We start from the raw sequence: 16962 nt of genomic DNA, 5'->3' as shown, positions 1-16962 counted from the left end.
AAAAGGAGAGACAAACTCATGCCATACATTGTTGATGTTTATGCACGCGAAGTCCTTGACTCCCGCGGCAACCCAACAGTTGAAGTTGAAGTATATACAGAAACAGGAGCTTTCGGCCGCGCATTAGTGCCAAGCGGAGCTTCTACAGGTGAATACGAAGCGGTTGAGCTTCGTGACGGCGACAAAGACCGTTACCTTGGAAAAGGCGTGTTAACTGCTGTTAACAACGTAAACGAAATCATTTCTCCAGAGCTTCTCGGCTTTGACGTAACTGAACAAAACGCAATCGATCAGCTTTTAATCGAGCTTGACGGAACTGAAAACAAAGGCAAACTCGGTGCGAACGCAATCCTTGGCGTATCTATGGCTTGTGCGCGCGCAGCTGCTGATTTCTTACAGATTCCTCTTTACCAATACCTTGGAGGATTCAACTCAAAAACGCTTCCTGTACCGATGATGAACATCGTAAACGGCGGAGAGCATGCTGACAACAACGTAGACATTCAAGAATTCATGATCATGCCTGTAGGCGCGCCTAACTTCCGTGAAGCGCTTCGCATGGGCGCTCAAATCTTCCACAGCCTGAAATCAGTTCTTTCTGCTAAAGGAATGAACACAGCTGTAGGTGACGAAGGCGGATTCGCTCCGAACCTTGGTTCTAACGAAGAAGCGCTTCAAACAATCGTTGAAGCGATCGAAAAAGCCGGCTTCAAACCTGGCGAAGAAGTGAAACTTGCGATGGATGCTGCATCTTCTGAGTTCTACAACAAAGAAGACGGCAAATACCATCTGTCTGGCGAAGGCGTTGTGAAAACATCTGCTGAAATGGTTGACTGGTACGAAGAAATGGTTTCTAAATACCCAATCATCTCTATCGAAGACGGACTTGACGAGAACGACTGGGAAGGCCACAAACTTCTTACAGAGCGTCTTGGCAAAAAAGTTCAGCTTGTCGGAGACGACCTTTTCGTTACAAACACGAAAAAGCTTGCTGAAGGTATCAAAAACGGCGTAGGCAACTCTATCCTGATCAAAGTAAACCAAATCGGTACATTGACTGAAACGTTCGATGCGATCGAAATGGCGAAACGCGCGGGCTACACTGCCGTTATCTCTCACCGTTCAGGTGAAACTGAAGACAGCACAATCGCTGACATCGCTGTGGCAACTAATGCAGGACAAATCAAAACAGGTGCTCCGTCCCGTACGGACCGTGTTGCGAAATACAACCAGCTTCTTCGCATCGAAGATCAGTTGGCTGAAACTGCTCAATACCACGGTATCAACTCTTTCTATAACTTGAATAAGTAATGGAATGGACGCCGGGAGATATTCTCCCGGCGTTTTTTTATGCTCCCGGGCTTTTCCCTCCTTTTTCATCATCTTCATTTGGTCAATAATATTCATTTTTCCCCTTTTTAAAGGAATCAGTGTTCTTCAATCGAAAGGGAAGAGGTGTTAATAAGAGGAGGGATTATGATGAAATTTTCATTTATGTCAGCCGCGGTGGCAGCAAGCGTCATATGGGGCGCGTCTGCCGGGCCGCTGTCCGAAACTCATGCTTATTCAGCCGTGGCCGCGCCGGTTTTTGATGCTGATGAGGCATTGGACACGATGCATGATCTGAGTGAAACCATCGGACCGCGGGAAACCGGAACTGCGAAAGAAAAGGAAGCGGCTGAATACATATCGAATCGCCTGCGGGCTCAGGGCGCCAGTGTCAAAGTACAGTCATTTCCATTGAAAAAGTACTTTTCAGGTTCAGTCACAGCGGGAGATCATGAATTCCCGCTCCGCTCCGCTGATCAATCCGCTGTTGAAAAAGAGCTGAGAATTGAGGGAGGGATTTTTGACGGCGGCTGCGGATCACGCGATGACGTAACAGGAGCCAAAGGAAAGATTGCAGTGATACGCGAAGGAAAGATCCCCGTTTCTCAAAAGATCAAACATGCCGAACAAGCGGGAGCCAAAGCAGTCATTATTTATAATCAGACAACAAAACCGCTCGCCGTCCGTCCGCATACCGATAAAGGAATCACGATACCGGCGGCGGGTATGAAAAAAGAAGACGGTGAAGCACTGCTGCAGGAAAAGCAGGCAGTCATTCAATTTAAAAACTATAAAAACCGCACCTCACAAAATATTATAGGAACGCGCAAAGCGGCACAGGCCAACTCTTCTGATGCTGATATTATTTATGTCACAGCGCATTATGACAGCGTAAAAGGCGCGCCCGGAGCGGATGATAACGCCTCAGGCACATCTGCCGTTCTGGAAATCAGCAAGCAACTCAAACACATACCGAAAGACAAAGAGATCCGCTTTATCCTGTTCGGTGCAGAAGAATTATGGTCTGCGGGTTCATCTTATTACGTCAGTACACTCACGAACAATGAAAGAAAGCACAGCCAGGCCAATTTTAATGCCGATATGATTGCGACTGACTGGGAAGAAGCGAGTCAAATGTGTGTCACGACTCCTGACGGCAAGGAAAACCCGAGCGTCCGGTATGCTGAAAAAGCCGCTGAAAAATCCCGGTTGGTCAAGCCAAACCTGATTCAGCTCGGTTACTCAGACCATGTCTCTTTTTATGAAGCAGGGATTCCGTCGGCTAACTGGATTTGGCTCAGCCCCGATACACAGGAGCCGGGGCCCTGGTATCACACTGAGAATGATAATATGAAACACATCAGCAAAGAACGATTAGAGAAAGCGGGATCACTCGTTTCTGCGGCTGTAACTGAGGCAGTGAAAGAATAAAAAACAGGCTTCGGCCTGTTTTTTTATTATTTTCTGTATATTCTCTCAATTAAGGGAGATTTTCTCACTCGTTACCAGATATATACCATTTGACAGGATTTTATTTTACAAATAAAAGAAAAATAAATAGATAATACCTAATTTATAAAAGGATGTAAAACTCATTTATCAAATTTTAACTTTTGTTATAATTGCGATATCGATCGATATTTGTTTTAAATTGTAAAAAACAATACTCTTTTCTATCTATTAGGGGGCGAAAAATGAATACTGTCACAAAAGAAGCCAGCAACCTTGGTCAAAAACGGCTGTTACATCTGATTGAAACGAAGCAGGCGATTGTAGGCGTGTTAGGCATGGGATATGTGGGATTCCCTCTTGCGCTGGAATGCGTCGATAAAGGATACAATGTTATCGGATTCGACAAAAACAGTGAAAAGGTTTCCTTGTTAGCCGCCGGAAGCAGCCATATTCAAGATATAGAGGACGACAGACTGAACTCGGCTTTACAAACAAAACGCTTTCAAATCAGCGCCGACATGTCGCTCATCCAACAATGCGACATCATTGTGATATGTGTGCCGACACCCCTGAACAAAAAAGACAAGATCCCCGATTTAACCTACATCGACAGTGCAGTTGACAGCATGATTGCTTATGGAAGGCAGCATCAGCTTTTAATTTTAGAAAGCACCACCTATCCCGGAACAACGAAAAAAAAGATTGCCGACAGAATGGCATCAAGCCGCGGCATGAAAATAGGAACAGACTTTTTTACGGCTTATTCTCCGGAAAGAATCGATCCGGGCAACAGGCAATATGAAGTTTCAGATATTCCTAAAGTAGTCGGCGGAACCACACAGACTTGCACAGAACTTGCCTCAGCGTTTTACAGCACCATTGTTACAAGCATTCACCCGGTCACCTCACCCGAAGTAGCTGAAACAGCTAAACTCCTAGAGAATACTTATCGTTATGTCAATATAGCTCTTATCAATGAAATGGCGCTTAATTGCCGTGAACTTGATATTGATATATGGGAAGTCATCTGCGCGGCGGACACGAAGCCGTTCGGCTTTCAAAAATTTATCCCGGGCCCCGGAGTCGGAGGCCATTGTATCCCGATTGATCCTTTTTACTTCAAATGGATCGCGAATGAAAAAGGGCTGCAGACAAAATTAATTGATCTCGCGGACGAAATCAATTCCAACATGCCGATTTCTGTCTCTGACTATGCTTTGAAACTGGCGGGCAAAGACAAATGCAGCATCTTAATAATAGGGGCCGCTTATAAAAAAAATACAAATGACCCGCGTGAATCCTCAGTGTTTACGATAATGGAAGAATTGATGGACAAGGGATGCGCGATTGATTATCATGATCCGTTTATCAGCGAGATCCGCTTGAATGACGGAAGCTGCAAACAATCTGTCCCTTTCACAAAAGAACAAATCAATCAGTACGACGTCATCATCATTCATACAGATCACGATGTAATCGACTACAGTATTTTGAAGGATGCCTCACCGATTATCTTTGACACAAGAAATGTATGCAAGGAAAAATCAGCCGACAATTGCAGAGTTGTCACTTTATAGGAGGGAACGGTCATTAGTAATCGATTTATCTCTTTTCACAGACCTGATATGACAAACGAAGAAATCGCAAGCGTAACCGAAACGATTCAATCGGGCTGGATTTCGAAAGGCCCGAAGGTAATCGATTTTGAAAAAAAGCTGGGAGAATGTATAGGAGCCGAACGCGTCATCAGCTGTAATTCAGGCACCGCTGCATTACATATGGCTTTATTGGCGCTCGGTGTGGGAGAAGGCGATGAAGTCATCGTGCCGAGCTTCACGTTCTGTTCCAGCGTCAATGTCATCCTGCACGCCGGAGCCGTTCCGGTGTTTGCGGATATATGCGAGAAAAGTCTATGTGCCGATCCTGAAGATGTCCGGAAGAAAATAACGCCGCGCACAAAAGCGGTAATTGCAGTTCATTTTGCCGGCTATCCGGCTGATCTGGAAAACTTGCAATCCATTTGTAAAGAAAACGGATTGTATCTGATTGAAGACGCCGCTCATGCGCTCGGTACAAAATATAACGGAAGCATGATCGGCACTCACGGCGATGCCGTGTGCTTCAGCTTTTATGCCACCAAAAATATTACAACGGGGGAAGGCGGAGCCCTCGTCATGAAAGACGAACAGGCCGCAGAAAGAGCGAGGCTGTACGGCTGGCACGGCATCACAAAAAATGCCTGGAACCGGTACGGTGAAAAAGGCAGCTGGAGATACGACGTTTTACTGCCGGGCTTTAAATATAATATGACGGATATTCAGGCCGCGCTCGGTCTGGTTCAATTGAAGCGCGCAAACGACATTCAAGAAAAACGGGAACAGATCGCTCAATTTTATGTACGTGAACTGTCAGGTCAATCTGATAAAGCGGCGCTTCCGCTTTCTGACATTCCAAGCGGCATAACGCACTCATGGCATTTATTTATTTTGCGGATTCGAGAAAACGGCGGTATGGACAGAGATCTGTTTATTGAGAAAATGAAAGAAAAACAAATCGGGCTGAGCGTGCACTTTATTCCCGTGCATTTGCATCCTTACTATAAAAAACATTTTCCTGCGGAGCTTCCGGTAACTGAACGTGTTTTCCGGGAGATTGTATCACTGCCTCTTTACAGCCAGTTATCAGATGAGGATTGCAGCTATATTGTCAAGTCTATAAAAGAAGTTTTGACTATCAGCCAGGAGGTAGGATCATGAAACATATTGCGATTATCGGAGGAGCCGGTTTTATCGGAAGCGAACTGGCGGCATTATTACAGGCTAAAGGTTATCACACCATCATTGCAGACCAAACGAAGCCGGCTTTTGACACTGAATACCGCCAAACGGATATCCTTGACCGGACGTCCCTTCGCGAATCACTGCGGGGAGCGGATGCGGTTGTCCATTTGGCGGCAATGGTCGGAGTGGACAGCTGCCGAAGCAATGAAGAAGACGTCATACGGGTCAATTTTGAAGGAACAAAAAACGTCACTGAGGTATGCGGTGAGTTGGGAATCAGCACACTTCTTTTCTCATCGAGTTCAGAAGTGTTCGGAGATTCACCGGATTTTCCTTATACCGAGACAAGCAGAAAGCTTCCGAAATCAGCTTATGGAAAAGCCAAACTGCAATCAGAGGAATATTTGAGAGAACAGGCTTCCGACGAACTTCATATTCGGGTCGTCCGGTACTTTAATGTATACGGGCCGAAACAGCGCGAGGATTTTGTCATCAACAAGTTTTTCAGCCTGGCCGAGAATGGCTCTGAGCTGCCTCTTTACGGGGACGGCGGACAAATACGCTGCTTCAGCTACATCAGTGATATCGTCACCGGAACTTATCTCGCTCTCATTCATGAAGGAGCCGTCTTTGAAGACTTCAATATCGGGAACGACCAGCCGATCACGATAAAAGAACTGGCTGAAAAAGTCAATGTGCTCTCAGGCAGAGAGAAGGATAACTATCTGTTTAAAAAGCTGGGCGAAGACGGCGTGAGGGGAAAAGACATCGAAATTTTTAAACGGGCGCCGTCAATCGAGAAGGCGAAACGTTTGCTCGGTTACGCTCCGAAAGTAAGTCTGAATGAAGGCCTGGAGATCATAAAAGATGAAAGACAAAAGCACAAACTTTCACTTTCCTAAAAACCCGGAAGTGGTCAAATATCCCGTTTATCCCGGACAGTTTTCCGTCAGCGGACGTCTGCGCGCGGTGAAACACTTGCTTACTGCCGGACAAAGCGGACTGACTGAAAAACTGGAAAAACGTTACGGAAAAGGGGTTGTGCTGACCTCCAGCGGCAGTGCGGCACTGGTGCTCGCATTAACTTATTCGGGAGCCGGGCCGGGGAAAGAAGTGATTTTCTCATCCTTCAGCTGCCCGAATGTCATTGATGCCGTGCTGCAATCCGGTGCGACGCCTGTGTTTGCGCAGCTGGATGAGCATCTATCCTTATCTTTTGAGGATGTCAAAAAAAAAGTGACGAGGCAGACGTGTGCGGTTATCCTCACGCATGTATACGGCCGGAGAGAAAATACCGCTATCATTGACTGGGCGAAGGAAAACGGAATTGCTGTCATTGATGATGCCGCTCAAGCCATGTTTACAAAACAAGCGGATACATTTGCCGGCGGTTTGGGCGATTTCGGCATTTTAAGCTTCGGCCCCTCAAAGCCGCTTGCGAGTATCGGAGGCGGCGCGTTAATCGCGCCGAAAGAATGGCTTCGGCAAAAAGCAAATCTCCCGATGGAACAGCGCAGCCAAGTGGCAGCTGACTATCGAATCTATATCAGAAATCAAAGAATCCAAGCTGTAATGAAACGGAAACGGCATCATCCTATTTCATATATGTTTAGAAAAGCGGGCGCCATGCCTTCCATGAAAGCCACAAAGCTCGAAGCTCTGCCGGATAAACCGGCTGTTGTACCCGTGCTTCGCATGCATCCGGCAAGGGAAGCCATTATTGATGATCAGCTTTCACGTATGGATCAGCTTGTAACAGCTTCGCTCCGAAACTTAGAGACGGCGGGAGAAATCTTTGCAAAGGCGGAAGAAACAAACGGCATAAGAATGATCCAGCCCCAAGAAGGAGAACATCTGAATTATTTAACGGTTGTATTTCCCCGGGATGAAGAGCGGTACGGGTGTTCCGTTTATTTAGCCGAAAGAGGCATCCAAACATGCTGGAACTATCTTCCTCTCGAACGTATTCCGATTTATGAAACATACGCGGGAGAAGGCGGGGAAGACCCGCTTTGGAAGAGAGTTCTTTCCCTGCCGTTTAAACCTCCTCTTCAAAAGAAGCAAGTCAGATATATAGCCGAATCCGTTTTATCATATTGTGAGCAACAGAATAAGACTGAATAGTGGTGATAACTATGCAAAAAACAGCAGTATGCACGACCCGCCAGGCATGGGATCGGGCCGCTGACATGTATCAGGCGGGATTGTTTCAAAGCTATGATTGGGGAATCCTCATGGAAGAGCTTCCCGGCACGTCATTTCACCCTGTCAGACTGACAACGGACGGAGGACAAGTCATCTATCTTCCGCTTTTTGAACAGAAGGGCGTATTATCCGGCAATATGATCGGATACGGCGGCGTTATTTCAGATCGCCCCATCTCATTTGAATGGCTTCAAAGTGAAATCCAGGCCATATTCGGCCGGAACATATCCCGGATGCTGCTGCCGTACGGTCAGACTTCTTTTACAGAAGAAATCAGGGAAGGATGGACGGAAAAGGCAACGCGGATTCTTTCGCTTCCGGACACGTTTGACGAGCTTTGGACGGGCATTTCCGGAAAAGCCCGGACGGCAGTCAGATACGCTGAAAAAGAGAATATTGTCACCCGGCTGATCGGGCGAAAAGAACTTGGCGCGTTTTATGACCTCTACAAAGAGCATACGGCGGCAATCGGCGCGGCTTATGTGCTGAGCCAGGGCTTTTTCCAAAAGCTGCTTGACACGTTTGCGGACCGGATGTTTTGGATCGGAGCATATCAGGATGAGACGCTGATCAGCAGCAGTATTTTTCTCTATGACCGCTCTCATTTCTATTATTGGCAGAATGTAAACAGCCTGGCGGGAAAAAAAGCGCAGGCCTCTTACTTATTGATGCGTGACGCCCTGCAATTCGCCATTTGCCGCAAGCTTCAATGGGCTGATTTTGGCTATTCACACAGTAAAGAAATCGCAAGACCGAAACGATATTGGGGAGCTGAAGAAAAACAATGCCGACTTTTTACGAAACCGGAATGAAAACAATAAGCGGCCATCAATCCAGTTATCTGCCGTGGTACGGTTTTTTTGAAAAAATGTATAAGTCGGATCTGTTTGCCATTCATGACACAGCTCAATTTGAGAAAAAAGGATTTCTCAACCGCAACAGGATCAAAACGCCGCAAGGCCCCCGATGGCTGACAGTGCCTTTGCAGATGAAACAATATAAAGACATAGAGCTTCGGCATATGAAAATCGACCAGACACAGGATTGGCGGAAAAAACATTGGATGGCGATTAAAATGAACTATGCGAAAGCTCCCTATTTTGAGCGATACCAGCATTTTTTTCAAGATGTCTATCAGCGGGAGTGGGAATATCTCCATGATTTGAATATGCACATCATTGAATTTTTCCGAAAAGAGCTCCGAATTGAAACGCCGCTCTGTTATGTCTCTGAGCTTGAATGCCGGAAGGAGAAAAAAAGCGATTTTGTTTTAGCGCTTTGTCAGGAGCTGGGGGCGGACCGTTATTATTCAGGCAGTCAGGGTTCCGACTATTTAATAGAAAGCGATTTTGAAAGAAACGGAATTGTCATTGAGTATCAGCAGATCCGACATTTTGGCTATCCTCAATTATTCGGGGAGCATATCCCTCACCTCTCCATGCTCGATATGCTGATGAACTGCGGAGCGGATACAGCTGAAATGTTAGTTAAAGGAGGGCAATATGATGAAAGTAATGGTATTTGCAGCGCATCCCGACGATGAAATTATCGGCGTCGGCGGCACGCTCGCCAAACATGTCCGCCAAGGTGACAGCGTGTCGGCAGTCATTATGGCGGAAGGCAAATCATCAAGAAAAACGGATTACAAAAAGCCTGAAGATTCCGTTATGGAGCATTCTAATCAAGAAACGGAGCAGGCGCTCAGCACTTTGGGCATCCATGATTTTGTCAGGCTGAACCTTCCTGATAACAGAATGGATTCAATGGATTTGCTGGATGTCGTGAAGGAAGCGGAGAAACAAATCAATCGTTTTCAGCCTGACATTGTGTATACCCAGTACGGCGGTGACATTAATATTGACCACTCCGTCGTATTCAGAGCGGTCATGACGGCAACCCGTCCGCTTCCCGGTCATACGGTAAAACGGGTTTTTGCCTATGAAACATTGTCTTCGACGGAATGGAATTACTGTCAGAAGGATCAGTTTCATGCCAATTTCTTCGTTAATATTGAAGACGAGCTTGAAACGAAATTGAAATCGATGGCGTGTTACGGCTCCGAGCTCAGAGACTTCCCTCATCCCCGCTCTTTGCAGGCGATCGAACATAATGCCCATGTGTGGGGAGCAAAATCGGGTTTTACCGCTGCGGAAGCGTTTATGCTTGTGAGAGGAACATGGTGACTGTCCTATGATTGCTCAAATTCCGTTTTTCGGACTTGATCCGAAGCAAATCGATGAGAAATGGGTGGAAGCGGGATACGGTCTGGAAGCGAATATTTTTGACGGCCATTCCTTTGGGGAAGCGGATTATCTCAAAACATTCAATCAGACGCTGGAATATGCGAAACAGCTTGATCCTTCATTATTGACGCTGCATTTCCCGACAGATCATGCCGATTATGTGAATGAAGATCACATCAAAAAACAGCTTTATCACTTTGCGGAGCTCGCTGTGAAATACGGCGCCAAAGGCATAACCGTTCATGCGAATCAATTTATGACGGTTGAGGAATTTCAAGTCTATGACCTGGAAGGAAACCGTAAAAAAATCGTTGAGTTTTTCGCGGAGTTTGATGAGCGGCTGAAAGGGACGGACATTTGGATCGGTGTGGAAAACCTTCCGATCATCGGGAATCTGGGAGAGGATTTTGATCCGATTTTCATTTATCCTGAGGATTTTACAGAGCTGGTGGAGCTGGATCTGAAGCATGTCGGTATTACGTGGGATCTGTGCCATTGGGCGATTACCTATCAGACTCACTTGTCTTCCGCCCTTATGTTCAGAAATGATCAGCTGAAATATCCCGATTTCTTTCAGTTTCTGTCGATAAAAGAGAGCATTAAGCATTATCACTTCAGCTCATTTCGCCAGCTTGCGTTCCCGCATGGCGGCGTCCGCTGTTTTGAGGGCCGCCATCCGAGTGAAGGGACAATCGCTGAGGAGCTGCTGAGACGTGCTGCAGATACTTTGCAGGAGCTTTATCGGACTCAAGATACCGGCATTGTATTTGAGGTGATGGAAGAGGATTATACGGAAAGACGGGAATCATGGAGAACGCTGGAATGGTTCGGCGGTGTTTCTGATGACGAGGATCAAAAAAGAGCCTGATATGACATATCGAACACCGAACTATGCAAAGCTTTGGTGTGCACAGGTGTTTTCTTCAGCAGCGGATGGGGTCTGGCTCATTGCTTTGCCGCTGTTAGTGTTAGAATTGACCGGCAGCAAAATTCTAGTCGGCGTTATTTCTTTTATCGAACTCGTGCCGTTGACATTTGGCGTGCTGGCGGGGCCGCTGATTGATTTATTCCGAAAAAAGTCGATCTTGTATTTGTGCAATACGGGCCGGGCCGCCATTATGATCCTCTTGGCGGTGCTCAGCGCGAACGATTTATTAACCGTGTGGATAGCCGGGGTGTGCGCCTTTTGTCTATCTCTGCAATCGATGCTGTTTGCGCCGGCGAAAGTCGCGATCATTCCGCTGCTCGTCCGCAAACAGCATCTTGATCAGGCGACATCTCTGATCAATACGAGTGACTTGATCGGACTCATCGTCGGAAAATTGATCAGCGGGATCATGATTGCGGCTATTCCGTTCGGGATGCTGTTTGCCCTAAACGGAACTGCTTTTTTGATCTCTGCGGCATTTATCGCGTTCATTCGTATTTCAGAACAGCCCAATGAAAAAAGCAACGGAACTGAAGATGTAAAAGCCGGTTACAGAATGCTGAAAGGAAATGCGGCATGGCTGACATCGGTCGGATACTTTTTCGTCGTAAATCTCGTCATTGCCGGCCTTATTTCAGTAATGGGGCCGATTCTTGCTGTGGAGCGTTTTCAGCAGAACTATTCTGTATGGTTTGCCGTCATGTATTCAATGTTTCAGGCGGGGATGCTTTTGGGCAATCTGGCCGTATTTTTCAAATGGAATACAAAACGCTTGAACCGGCTGTACCCGCGGACGTTAACGGCAGCGGGACTGCTCATTATGCTCCTGTTTTTTCCCCTTCATGGGTTTGAGTGCATCATCTTCCTGGTGCTTGGCATCATCATCTCGTATATTGATGTGCAAACGGTGCTGTATTTCCAAAAGACGGTTCCGGCCGCATATTTCGGAAGGGTCTTTGCACTGATTTTTTCCATTGTCAAAATGGGTGAACCGCTGTCGGCCGCTGTCTACACAGGGCTTCTGCTGTTGATGAATGCGGATTATATTTTCGCGGCGGTCGGACTGACCCTTACGATCGTTTTTGCTATTTTTTCAGTCAGACAAGGGAGTCAAAGAAATACAGAGAAACAAGCGGATCAATCCGTCTGAATGGTAAACGAAGGGGCGCCGATGTCAGCCGGCGCCCTTTTTATCATAAATCCAAATAAAGCCGTATCATATCCCGGCATTGAATGCCGTTTTCAAAAATGTCTTCATCATAATGTCTGATAAAAAAATCATGGTCGACAGCCTGAATGCGGAATCCGCATTTTTGATAGAGTGACAGCTGATGAATACTGGAATTTCCGGTGCCGATTTCAATCGTGTCAGCTCCCGATTGTCTCGCTTTTTCAATGGCATCCCGCACCAGCTGTTTTCCGAATCCCCTGTTCTGCAGCGATTCTTTTACCGCGATGTTTACGATTTCTATCGTTTTAGGCCTTGTTTGCAATAAAACGTAAACCCCTGCAAGCTCGTCTGACGTCCAAGCCGTATAGCATTCTCCTCTTACAAGATAATCATCGACAATCTCTTTCGACGGATCGGCCAGCAGCAATAGTTCATACAGCGCTTCATCCGGCTCCGCGGCTTTTCGGATGCTCAGTTTTTGCATGTCCGTTTCTCCTCCTCCGTTATGATCGACAGCTATTTTTCAAAATAACTCCAAAATCATTCTACTTTATTATAAAATATGAAACATAGGAAAAGTTATACAAGTTTTGCAGATTGAATAGGAGGAAAGTCATGTTTTTTTGTAAGCATTGCGGCCAGCAGAACAATGAAGAAGCGCATTTCTGTAAAGAATGCGGAAAACCGATCGGGAAAGGAAGCCGGCTGGAGCGGCAGGCGGCTGTAAAAGCGGCTGAATCTGCTTCACAAATGAGAAAGCCGATCCCTAAAAAAACGCTCTTCATGTGGGGCGGCATTGCCGCAGCGCTGATCTTATTGATTGCCGCATATAAAACCGGAGCCTGGCTGACATCTGAAAAAAGGCTCACGGATCAATTCGAACAGGCGGTTCATGACGGGGACACGAAAAAGCTCGCAGCCCTGCTCACTCCTTCAGACAAAAAACTGAAGCTGAATGAGACCAATGTCAAACCGCTCCTTGCATACGCAAAGAAACACGATGAACTGCTGGCAGCGCTTCGCGGCAATTCATCAGAAACAGATGCGGTATACGTTAAAAAAGAGGGAAAAACCCTTCTTTTGTTTGACCATTACGAACTGAAAGTCGATCCGGTTTATTTCCGCGTCACAAGCAATTATAAAGGCGCCGATCTTTATATCAACAGCGAGAAAACAGGTACGGTCAAAAAAGCCGATGAAATCCAAATCTTCGGCCCGTATGCACCCGGTGTCTACACGGCGGAAGCCAAGCTTAAAAATGAGACGGTTGACGTTGTCAAAAAGCAAGAGGCAGAGGCGGCCGGAAGCCGGAATGTTGAGTTTGACCTGCCGTTAGACGCCGAGGATGTGACATTCACTCCGGCAGACAGCTTCAAAAGCGCGAAAGGCGATCTGCTGATAAACGGCAAGTCCGTCCATAAAGATCCGTTTACATCCGTTACATATGGTCCGCTCTTAACTGACGGTTCCATGACAGCCGCCGTGGAGGCTGATTTTCCTTGGGGGAAAATGAAAACTGCCGATGTCCCGATCAACAGTACTGATGTGGACTTAACGCTTATCCCGGATCAAGATACACAGCAAACAATCATGGACACGATTGTCAAAACAACGAAGCAGTATACAAAAGCGATGGCAGACGGAAATACCGATCAGATGACCGAGGCTGGTTCCGCCTGGAAAGAGCAGACGAAAGAAGTGGTATCCGGCATGAAGAGTTCCGGCACCTTTTTGAAGGATCAGTATAAAGAGACAAGCTTTGATCTGGATTCATTTGCGATTTCTCAAGAGAACGGCCGCTGGCAAGTAACAGTTACGGGTAAAGAGCTTCATGAGTCTGCTTATTTCGACGGGAATACGAAGCCTGATATGGAAGAGGCTGAGCCGAGCTTTCACTATGTACTCTCATATGATACAAAACATAAAAAATGGGTTTTCGAAAAAGCTGACCCTGCCTCAGATTCTTCTGGGACAAATGTAAAAAAAATAAAAAACGACCAGCCGAAAACCTATACATCCGCATGGGCATCTTCCAAAGGAAACACAGCTTCAGGCAGCGTGACAAACGAGCAAGTCACATCGTTTATGACTGATTACCTGACAAATCAATCAAGCGCCGTCAGCCTTAACAATTTTGCCATCATGGCGGGTAATTTAGAAGAGGGAAGCCCTTTGTATGCTGATCAGCAGAAACTGGTCAAAAAACTGCACAGCGAGGGGACGACCGAAGTATTTAATGAAGTGAATGTCAAAAGCTTTTCACAGAAAGGCTCTCATCTGACGATTCACACGTACGAGGAGTTTTATATTACGAAAGCCGGCGGCAGTCCGAAGCTCAGAACATACAATTGGACGTATGGCGGCGTTGTTAAAGACGGAAGAATTTATTTAACATCCATTCAATAAAAAAACCCCCGCGCCAATCAGGCGGCGGGGGTTTCCGTTTTTAAAAGAAGAAATAATTCATGAGTTCTTTTATATAATGCTTGATCGTGAATTGAAACGTTACGCAAATGATCAAATAGATGACGATAACAGAATAAATGATATCCGCCTTAGTAGTGAGCTGATGCTGATAGCTCGCCAGCATGAGCGGAGGCACGGCAAACGCCGCTCCTAAAAGACCGACAGCCAGAATGGTGAAGCAAACGGTTGTATGAAGCAGCATAAAAATGAGGGCAAGAAGCAAAATAGCTGTAAACGGAATCAAAAATGCCCCGAATCTGGACAGCGAATCTTTAAATGACACCTGGGCGCCGCCGGCCTTCAAAGCGATAAAAATCAAGAGATACAGGCAAAAAACGCATAATGCAAAGGTAAGCGCCGGCTTGATCACAACCGCGGTAAAACTGACGTCACGAAAGCCGTCTGATAAGAGAATATAAAACATAACCGGCGTCACCAGGCAGAAAAGCACCATGTGGATGATGCTGCTGACAAGCTGTTCGCCGCCTGTCGTTTTACATGTTTGATACGGTCGCTTTAACACATCAAGCACGAATAAGGCAAATTGCTTTGAAGCCTGCTTAGCCGCGGCGCCGGTCTGAGCGGCCTGGCCCTGCGTTTGGCCTGCGCCTCCCTGCCCGGGCTGGGGCGCCCCGCACTTTTCACAAAACTTTCCGCCATCAGTATGATGGCCGCATTGAGAACAATACATTCTAAAACTCCTTTTACAAGTAATATAGGGATTTTGTTCAATATTTACATTATAAAAGAAAATAGGACGGATGTAACGGAGTTTTCTAAAGATATACAAATCACCTTCTCTATGAATTGATAATAGAGAAAAAGTACCCTTTATGGTAGAATTTTATTGGAGCTGATAGATATCATGTCTCTCGGCGCATTGATTCAGAGTGAAAAAGGAAATTAACGCATGCTAAAAAAATTGAAAATGCTTTATCGGCTGTTGAAATTCGGAAAAGGCTTATGGAGATAGCAAACGGAAAAAACCGTCCTTACAAGGACGGTTTTTTTCTGTTTCCGGATCGTCCGGCTGAGGTTATAAAAAGCAGACCCCGGGGTAAAAACCATGCATAAGAAACAGCGGAGAACAAAACATAACTCAATAACGGCAAGTCATAAGGAGGTACGCATGTTTTCATTCATCATTCATGTCTTCATTTCACTGTTTGCAGTCTCCAATCCCATCGGAAACGTGCCGATTTTCCTTTCACTGACGGAAGGGTACTCGGAGAAAGAACGGACAGCGATCGCGCGCAAGGCTTCCGTGCTGTCGTTTATCATCTTGGCGGCTTTTTTAATCTTCGGCCATCTGATCTTTAAACTGTTTGACATTAACATTCATGCCTTACGTATCGCGGGCGGCATTTTTATTTTCGGCATCGCTTATAATCTTCTGAACGCGAAGAAATCTCATGTACAGTCTCTCCATCATGAAGAGAAAGGGGAGAGCAAGGAGAAAGCCGATATATCTGTGACGCCTTTGTCGATTCCGATTATCGCCGGACCCGGTACGATCGCGACGGTGATGAGTCTGTCGGCCGGCCATGGCGGCATCTTCCATTACATCAGCGTGCTTATCGGCATTGCGGCCGTCATCGCGATGACGTTCATCTTCTTTCACTATTCATCTTTCATCAGCAATAAGCTCGGGAAAACCGAAATGAACGTCATTACCCGACTGATGGGGCTGATTTTGGCGGTGGTGGCCATCGGCATGATCGGCGCCGGTCTGAAAGGCATGTTCCCGATATTGGTTTCCTGACTTAAAAAAGCAGCGCCCGGTTATCTTCGGGTGCTGCTTTTTTCTATTTTCGGCACATGCTGAAACACTTCTTCACTCTCAAAAAATTCTATCAAACGGCTCAGCCAGTCATAATAATGGAGCCAATCCGTCAGTTCATCCAAAAGCTGACGGGCTTTTTCTTCAATATCGGGACTGAGATTTTCCGATTCCAGAAGCTCAGTCAGCTCGCGGTTCAGTTTTTTATAGAGCATTTTGTTTTTGCTGACCGCCTTTGTCCAATTTGCCGTAAACAGGGAGATAAACGTCTGGTAATAATCACGCTCCACGTCATAAAGGTCTTTCCGAACGCCTTTTTCAAACACTTTTTCAGCCAGATTGACATCGGTCATTTCGCGGACCACCTGGCTCATCCTCGTTTTGCTCATCCCGGTCGCCTCTGACAGCTCATTTAACGTCATCGGCTTGCGGTTCATATAAATAATACCGAGCACACGTCCCAGTGTGGCCGGCATTCCGAATGTATGCATATTCTCGGCGATTCTCTCAATGAGATGCTCTTCAGCATGCCCGATGATATCAAGAGCGTTTTTTTCCACGGCTGATCATCCCTTCACTGGCTTTTCATGCTGACAATATATCATATT

16 protein-coding genes are annotated in these 16962 nt (G+C 46.3%); 13 read left to right on the top strand and 3 right to left on the bottom strand.

The window, feature by feature from the left end; genetic code table 11:
• The first annotated feature begins 18 nt into the window (after positions 1 to 18).
• The 11 genes from eno to AC3WTF_RS07915 all read left to right on the top strand — a co-directional run bounded on the left by eno (position 19) and on the right by AC3WTF_RS07915 (position 12087).
• A complete protein-coding gene (gene eno, locus AC3WTF_RS07965; RefSeq protein ID WP_007409956.1) occupies positions 19 to 1311 on the top strand; it encodes a phosphopyruvate hydratase in 1293 nt (430 codons plus the stop codon).
• A gap of 168 nt (positions 1312 to 1479) precedes the next feature.
• Entirely contained in the window at positions 1480 to 2760 is a 1281-nt protein-coding gene (locus tag AC3WTF_RS07960; RefSeq protein WP_032867010.1) for a M20/M25/M40 family metallo-hydrolase, read from the top strand.
• A gap of 263 nt (positions 2761 to 3023) precedes the next feature.
• The gene (locus AC3WTF_RS07955; RefSeq protein WP_047936219.1) at positions 3024 to 4358 is read left to right on the top strand and encodes a nucleotide sugar dehydrogenase; all 1335 of its coding nucleotides are present in this window, start codon (positions 3024 to 3026) and stop codon (positions 4356 to 4358) included.
• 48 nt (positions 4359 to 4406) lie between these two features.
• Positions 4407 to 5537 (top strand): DegT/DnrJ/EryC1/StrS family aminotransferase, encoded by a 1131-nt coding sequence (locus AC3WTF_RS07950; protein WP_042635501.1) that lies wholly within the window; start codon positions 4407 to 4409, stop codon positions 5535 to 5537.
• The gene (locus AC3WTF_RS07945) at positions 5534 to 6463 is read left to right on the top strand and encodes an NAD-dependent epimerase/dehydratase family protein (RefSeq protein WP_492314231.1); all 930 of its coding nucleotides are present in this window, start codon (positions 5534 to 5536) and stop codon (positions 6461 to 6463) included. Before AC3WTF_RS07950 ends, AC3WTF_RS07945 begins: the two co-directional genes overlap by 4 nt.
• Positions 6429 to 7685, top strand: a complete 1257-nt coding sequence (locus AC3WTF_RS07940) for an aminotransferase class V-fold PLP-dependent enzyme (protein WP_327992084.1) — start codon at positions 6429 to 6431, stop codon at positions 7683 to 7685. Before AC3WTF_RS07945 ends, AC3WTF_RS07940 begins: the two co-directional genes overlap by 35 nt.
• Before the next feature lie 11 nt (positions 7686 to 7696).
• Entirely contained in the window at positions 7697 to 8578 is an 882-nt protein-coding gene (locus AC3WTF_RS07935; RefSeq protein ID WP_023357141.1) for a GNAT family N-acetyltransferase, read from the top strand.
• Positions 8551 to 9309 carry a WbqC family protein gene (locus AC3WTF_RS07930; protein ID WP_007409964.1) on the top strand — a complete coding sequence of 253 codons (759 nt, stop codon included), beginning with the start codon at positions 8551 to 8553 and terminating at the stop codon, positions 9307 to 9309. Before AC3WTF_RS07935 ends, AC3WTF_RS07930 begins: the two co-directional genes overlap by 28 nt.
• The gene (locus AC3WTF_RS07925) at positions 9272 to 9949 is read left to right on the top strand and encodes a PIG-L deacetylase family protein (RefSeq protein ID WP_007409965.1); all 678 of its coding nucleotides are present in this window, start codon (positions 9272 to 9274) and stop codon (positions 9947 to 9949) included. The genes AC3WTF_RS07930 and AC3WTF_RS07925 overlap by 38 nt, the downstream gene beginning before the upstream one ends.
• A gap of 7 nt (positions 9950 to 9956) precedes the next feature.
• Positions 9957 to 10877 carry a sugar phosphate isomerase/epimerase family protein gene (locus tag AC3WTF_RS07920; protein ID WP_492314230.1) on the top strand — a complete coding sequence of 307 codons (921 nt, stop codon included), beginning with the start codon at positions 9957 to 9959 and terminating at the stop codon, positions 10875 to 10877.
• Positions 10852 to 12087: an MFS transporter gene (locus tag AC3WTF_RS07915; RefSeq protein ID WP_047936214.1), complete on the top strand. Its 1236-nt coding sequence runs from the start codon at positions 10852 to 10854 to the stop codon at positions 12085 to 12087. The genes AC3WTF_RS07920 and AC3WTF_RS07915 overlap by 26 nt, the downstream gene beginning before the upstream one ends.
• 43 nt (positions 12088 to 12130) lie before the next feature.
• Here AC3WTF_RS07915 and AC3WTF_RS07910 read toward each other — a convergent pair whose 3' ends face one another.
• On the bottom strand, positions 12131 to 12592 hold the full coding sequence (locus AC3WTF_RS07910) for a GNAT family N-acetyltransferase (protein ID WP_007409969.1): 462 nt from the start codon (positions 12590 to 12592) through the stop codon (positions 12131 to 12133).
• 131 nt (positions 12593 to 12723) lie between these two features.
• On the opposite strand from AC3WTF_RS07910, the gene AC3WTF_RS07905 reads away from it, so the two are divergent.
• Positions 12724 to 14514: a zinc ribbon domain-containing protein gene (locus tag AC3WTF_RS07905; RefSeq protein WP_047936213.1), complete on the top strand. Its 1791-nt coding sequence runs from the start codon at positions 12724 to 12726 to the stop codon at positions 14512 to 14514.
• A 40-nt stretch (positions 14515 to 14554) separates the two neighbouring features.
• Here the strand turns inward: AC3WTF_RS07905 and AC3WTF_RS07900 are convergent, their stop codons facing one another.
• On the bottom strand, positions 14555 to 15265 hold the full coding sequence (locus AC3WTF_RS07900) for a zinc ribbon domain-containing protein (protein WP_492314229.1): 711 nt from the start codon (positions 15263 to 15265) through the stop codon (positions 14555 to 14557).
• 438 nt (positions 15266 to 15703) lie between these two features.
• Between AC3WTF_RS07900 and AC3WTF_RS07895 the strand changes: the two genes are divergently transcribed.
• Positions 15704 to 16336, top strand: a complete 633-nt coding sequence (locus tag AC3WTF_RS07895; protein WP_007409973.1) for an NAAT family transporter — start codon at positions 15704 to 15706, stop codon at positions 16334 to 16336.
• Between the two features lie 20 nt (positions 16337 to 16356).
• Here AC3WTF_RS07895 and AC3WTF_RS07890 read toward each other — a convergent pair whose 3' ends face one another.
• On the bottom strand, positions 16357 to 16914 hold the full coding sequence (locus AC3WTF_RS07890) for a GbsR/MarR family transcriptional regulator (RefSeq protein WP_007409974.1): 558 nt from the start codon (positions 16912 to 16914) through the stop codon (positions 16357 to 16359).
• Between the last annotated feature and the right edge of the window lie 48 nt (positions 16915 to 16962).

Source organism: Bacillus sp. EB106-06-01-XG163 (genome assembly GCF_058791615.1).
This window is presented reverse-complemented; position numbering and strand designations above follow the sequence as displayed.

Excerpts from the sequence above, each read along its gene's own strand:
- AC3WTF_RS07945 (WP_492314231.1), top strand. The coding sequence starts at position 5,534 with ATGAAACATATTGCGATTATCGGAGGAGCCGGTTTTATCGGAAGCGAA.
- AC3WTF_RS07905 (WP_047936213.1), top strand. The coding sequence starts at position 12,724 with ATGTTTTTTTGTAAGCATTGCGGCCAGCAGAACAATGAAGAAGCGCAT.
- AC3WTF_RS07930 (WP_007409964.1), top strand. The coding sequence starts at position 8,551 with ATGCCGACTTTTTACGAAACCGGAATGAAAACAATAAGCGGCCATCAA.
- AC3WTF_RS07915 (WP_047936214.1), top strand. The coding sequence starts at position 10,852 with ATGACGAGGATCAAAAAAGAGCCTGATATGACATATCGAACACCGAAC.
- AC3WTF_RS07955 (WP_047936219.1), top strand. The coding sequence starts at position 3,024 with ATGAATACTGTCACAAAAGAAGCCAGCAACCTTGGTCAAAAACGGCTG.
- AC3WTF_RS07895 (WP_007409973.1), top strand. The coding sequence starts at position 15,704 with ATGTTTTCATTCATCATTCATGTCTTCATTTCACTGTTTGCAGTCTCC.
- AC3WTF_RS07900 (WP_492314229.1), bottom strand. The coding sequence starts at position 15,265 with ATGTATTGTTCTCAATGCGGCCATCATACTGATGGCGGAAAGTTTTGT.
- AC3WTF_RS07925 (WP_007409965.1), top strand. The coding sequence starts at position 9,272 with ATGAAAGTAATGGTATTTGCAGCGCATCCCGACGATGAAATTATCGGC.
- AC3WTF_RS07950 (WP_042635501.1), top strand. The coding sequence starts at position 4,407 with ATGACAAACGAAGAAATCGCAAGCGTAACCGAAACGATTCAATCGGGC.
- AC3WTF_RS07910 (WP_007409969.1), bottom strand. The coding sequence starts at position 12,592 with ATGCAAAAACTGAGCATCCGAAAAGCCGCGGAGCCGGATGAAGCGCTG.
- AC3WTF_RS07935 (WP_023357141.1), top strand. The coding sequence starts at position 7,697 with ATGCAAAAAACAGCAGTATGCACGACCCGCCAGGCATGGGATCGGGCC.
- AC3WTF_RS07920 (WP_492314230.1), top strand. The coding sequence starts at position 9,957 with ATGATTGCTCAAATTCCGTTTTTCGGACTTGATCCGAAGCAAATCGAT.
- AC3WTF_RS07940 (WP_327992084.1), top strand. The coding sequence starts at position 6,429 with ATGAAAGACAAAAGCACAAACTTTCACTTTCCTAAAAACCCGGAAGTG.
- eno (WP_007409956.1), top strand. The coding sequence starts at position 19 with ATGCCATACATTGTTGATGTTTATGCACGCGAAGTCCTTGACTCCCGC.
- AC3WTF_RS07960 (WP_032867010.1), top strand. The coding sequence starts at position 1,480 with ATGAAATTTTCATTTATGTCAGCCGCGGTGGCAGCAAGCGTCATATGG.